We start from the raw sequence: 3,900 nt of genomic DNA, 5'->3' as shown, positions 1-3,900 counted from the left end.
CGCAGGGCCGCCAGCGAGTCGGAGTCGCGGCGGTCGAGGACGGTCACGGTCGCGCCGCGGGCGAGCAGCGCCCGGGCGCTGGCCGCGCCCGCGACCGCCGCGCCCGCGACGAGCACGTGAGCGCCGGCGTAGTCCGGCTCGGTCACGTGTTGACCACCTCGGCGCCCACGACCCGTAGGAAGTCGGCGTAGAACAGGCCGAGCGCCGTGGCGACGCCGAGCCCGACGATGATCCAGAACCGGATGACGATGTTGACCTCGCTCCACCCGGCCAGCTCGAAGTGGTGCTGCAACGGCACCATCCGGAACACCCGGCGCTGCCAGATCTGGTACGACCCGATCTGGATGATCCAGGTGACCGTGATGATCGTGAACAGCATGCCGAGGATCGGCACGAGCAGCACGGTGCGGGTGGCGAACGCGAGGCCGGCGATGAGCCCGCCCAGGCCGAGCGCGCCCGTGTCACCCATGAAGATCTTCGCGGGCGACGCGTTCCACCACAGGAAGCCGAAGCAGGCCGCCGCGGCCGCCGCCGCGATGATGCTGATCTCCAACGGGTCGCGCACGTAGTAGACGTAGTCGCCCTTGTAGCTGGGGTCGGCCGCCCAGTGCCGGTACTGCCAGAACCCGATGAACGCGTAGGCGCCGAGCACCATCACGGACGCGCCGGTGGCCAGGCCGTCGAGGCCGTCGGTGAGGTTCACCGCGTTCGACATGGCCATCACCACGAACACGAACAGCGCCAGCGCGCCGAGCTTGCCGATGGTGAGCCAGTTGACGTCCTTGACGAACGAGATGTACGGGCTCGCCACGGTGCCGGCGTTGCCCTGACCGGGGACGTACAGCGCGATGACGCCGAAGATGGCGCCCACGGCCGTCTGCGCGATGAGCTTGCGCTTCTTGCTCAGGCCGAGGCTGTTGCGCTTGCGCACCTTGAGGAAGTCGTCGAGGAACCCGACGAGGCCCAGCATCACGAACAGGCCCAGCACCACGAGCGCGGTGATCGTGGGACCCGTCGGGTGCAGCTGCGCGTCCGGCAGCGTGAGCAGCGACAGGTGCCCGGCCACATAGGCGATCACCGTGGCCAGCACGAAGACGACGCCGCCCATGGTGGGCGTGCCCTTCTTGCTCAGGTGGGTCTGCGGCCCCTCGCTGCGGATCGGCTGGTCGGCCCGCAGCTTCGTGAACCCCTTGATGGCCAGGGGCGTACAGAACAGCGACAACAGGAAGGCCACCGCCGCGGCAACGATGACCGCCCTCACGCGGTCACCTCACGCAGCGCATCAGCGATGTCCCACGTGCGGTACCGCGAGCCCTTCACGAGTACCACGTCCCCCGGCTTCAGCTCGTCGCGCAGCAGCGCGACGGCCTGTGCCTGATCGGTCACGTGCACCGACTTTCCTCCCCACTGAGCAACCGTCAGCGCGCCGTCGTGGATCGGACCGGCATCGCCGACCGCCACGAGCAGGTCCACGCCGAGTTCGGCGGCGAGCCGCCCCACTCCCTCGTGGCCGGCCCGTTCATGATCGCCCAACTCGGCCATGTAGCCCAGAGCGGCGATCGTGCGGCGGCCGTCACCGACCGTCACCAACGCGCGCAACGCCGCCGCCGTCGAGGACGGGTTGGCGTTGTACGAGTCGTCGATGACCGTGACACCGTCGGCACGGTCGAAAACATCCATCCTTCGGCTCGACACGGCCCGCAGATCGGCGAGGGCCGCCGCCACGTCGGCGAGGTCCATGCCGACGGCGAGCCCCACGGCCGCCGCCGCGAGGCTGTTGCCGACCTGGTGCGCGCCCGGCACCGCGAGGGTCACCGGCGCCGACCCGGCGGCCGTGACCAGCGTGTACGACGCCCGACCGCGCGCGTCGAGGCGCACGTCGACGGCGCGCGGGTCGGCCGTCCCATCCTCGCCGACGAACGCCACCCGCGCGCTCGTGCGGGCGGCCATCGCCCGTACCCGGGCATCGTCCACATTGAGCACCGCGACGCCGCCGGCGGCCGCGGCGGGCAACGCCTCGACCAGCTCGCCCTTGGCCCGCGCGATCGCCTCGACCGAGCCGAACTCGCCGATGTGGGCGTCGCCCACGTTGATCACGACGCCGATCCGGGGCGGCGCGATGCCGCACAGGTAGGCGATGTGGCCGATGCCCCGCGCACCCTTCTCCAGCACCAGGTACCGGGTGTCGGCGTCGGCCTTGAGCACCGTGTGCGGCAGGCCCAGCTCGTTGTTGAACGAGCCCGCCGGGGCGACGGTGGCCCCGTGCCGGGCGAGCACCTGCCCGATCTGGTCCTTGGTGGTCGTCTTGCCCGACGAGCCGGTGATGCCCACGATGGTCAGGTCGGGCAGCCGGTCGACCACGGCGCGGGCGAGCCTGCCGAGCGCGGCGAGCGGGTCCGCCACGACGATCGTCGGCGCGTCGACGGGCCGGGTGCCGAGCACCGCGACGGCCCCGGCGGCCAGCGCGGTCGGCGCGAAGTCGTGCCCGTCGACCTTCGCGCCGGCGAACGCCACGAACAGCCCACCGGGCCGCACCGCCCGGGAGTCGTACTCCACCGGCCCGGTCACTTCAAGATCTTTATCTGGTACGCCGTGCAGCGTGCCGCCGACGGCCGCCGCTATGTCGGCCAGCGTCATCCCGATCATGCGACCGCTCCGGCGAACCGGCCGGCGAGGGCCTCGGCGAGCACCGTGCGGTCGTCGAACGGGTGCGTCACGCCGTTGATCTCCTGACCGCGCTCGTGGCCCTTGCCCAGCAGGGCGACGACGTCCCCGGGCCTGGCCAACCGCACCGCCTCGTCGATCGCCGCTTTTCGCCCGGGAACCTCAACCACCTCGGCGGGTCCGGCCGCGCCCGCGAGGACCTGGGCGCGGATCGCGGCCGGGTCCTCGGTGCGCGGGTTGTCGTCGGTGACGATCACCAGATCGGCGCCCTCGGCGGCCGCCGCGCCCATGACCGGGCGCTTGCCCTTGTCCCGGTCACCGCCGGCGCCGATGACGCAGATCAACCGGCCGCCTTCGGGCAGCGAAGCACGTAGGGCGGCGAGCGCGGCGACGATCGCACCGGGCTTGTGCGCGTAGTCCACGACCCCGATGACCGGGCCCGGAGCGGTCACCCGCTCCAGCCGGCCGGGCACACCCGGACACGCGGCCACGCCCTTGGCCGCGACGACGGGATCGACCCCGAATGCGACCAGGGAGGCGATCGCGAGCAGCGCGTTGGCGACGTTGTGCAGGCCCGGCAGGCCCACGCCCGCGTCAACGGCGACGCCGTCCGGGCCGAGCGCGGTGAACCGCTGGCCGTACCGGTCCGGCCGCACGTCGGCGGCACGCCAGGTGGCGGCCGGGTCGCCGGCGGCGGAATAGGTCACCCTGGTCGGGCGGACGAGCTTGCGCACGGCCTCGTCGTCGAGGTTGAGCACCTCGGCGCCGCACCGGCCGTCGAACAGGGCGGCCTTGGCGGCGAAGTAGTCGTCGAGGTCGCGGTGGAAGTCGAGATGGTCGGAGCCGAAGTTGGTCCAGCCGCCGACGGCGAAGCGGACCCCACCCACCCGGCCGTACGCCAGGGCGTGGCTGGACACCTCCATGACACCGGCCGTGACGCCCGCCTCCAGGGCGGCCGCGAACAGGGCGTGCAGGTCCGTGGCCTCGGGGGTGGTCCGGACGCTGTCCACGACCGTGTCGCCCACGCGGGTCTCCACGGTGCCGATGAGGCAGGTCCGGTGCCCGGCGGCGCGCAGCCCCGACTCCACCAGGTACGCCGTGGAGGTCTTGCCGGCCGTGCCGGTGATGCCGATGACCGGCAGCCGCGCGGTCGGGTCGCCGTAGACGGCCGAGGCGACGGGCCCGAGCGCGGCCCGGGCGCCACCGGCGATGAGCGTCGGCTGGCCGGCGGCCGCG

The 3,900-nt window shown here is 72.7% G+C and carries 3 protein-coding genes; all 3 read right to left on the bottom strand.

Annotation, left to right across the window (positions count from 1 at the left end; translation table 11 throughout):
- Positions 1-142: 142 nt before the first annotated feature.
- Entirely contained in the window at positions 143-1,261 is a 1,119-nt protein-coding gene (gene mraY, locus ABD211_RS33390) for a phospho-N-acetylmuramoyl-pentapeptide-transferase (RefSeq protein WP_344140568.1), read from the bottom strand.
- A complete protein-coding gene (locus ABD211_RS33385; RefSeq protein WP_344140566.1) occupies positions 1,258-2,646 on the bottom strand; it encodes a UDP-N-acetylmuramoyl-tripeptide--D-alanyl-D-alanine ligase in 1,389 nt (462 codons plus the stop codon). The genes mraY and ABD211_RS33385 overlap by 4 nt, the downstream gene beginning before the upstream one ends.
- Positions 2,643-3,900, bottom strand: a 1,258-nt coding sequence (locus tag ABD211_RS33380; protein ID WP_344140563.1) for a UDP-N-acetylmuramoyl-L-alanyl-D-glutamate--2,6-diaminopimelate ligase, incomplete at its 5' end; no start/stop codon positions are given. The genes ABD211_RS33385 and ABD211_RS33380, both read right to left, overlap by 4 nt.

It is taken from the genome of Luedemannella flava (assembly GCF_039528515.1).
In the GTDB taxonomy this organism is placed as follows: Bacteria; Actinomycetota; Actinomycetes; order Mycobacteriales; family Micromonosporaceae; genus Luedemannella; species Luedemannella flava.
This window is presented reverse-complemented; position numbering and strand designations above follow the sequence as displayed.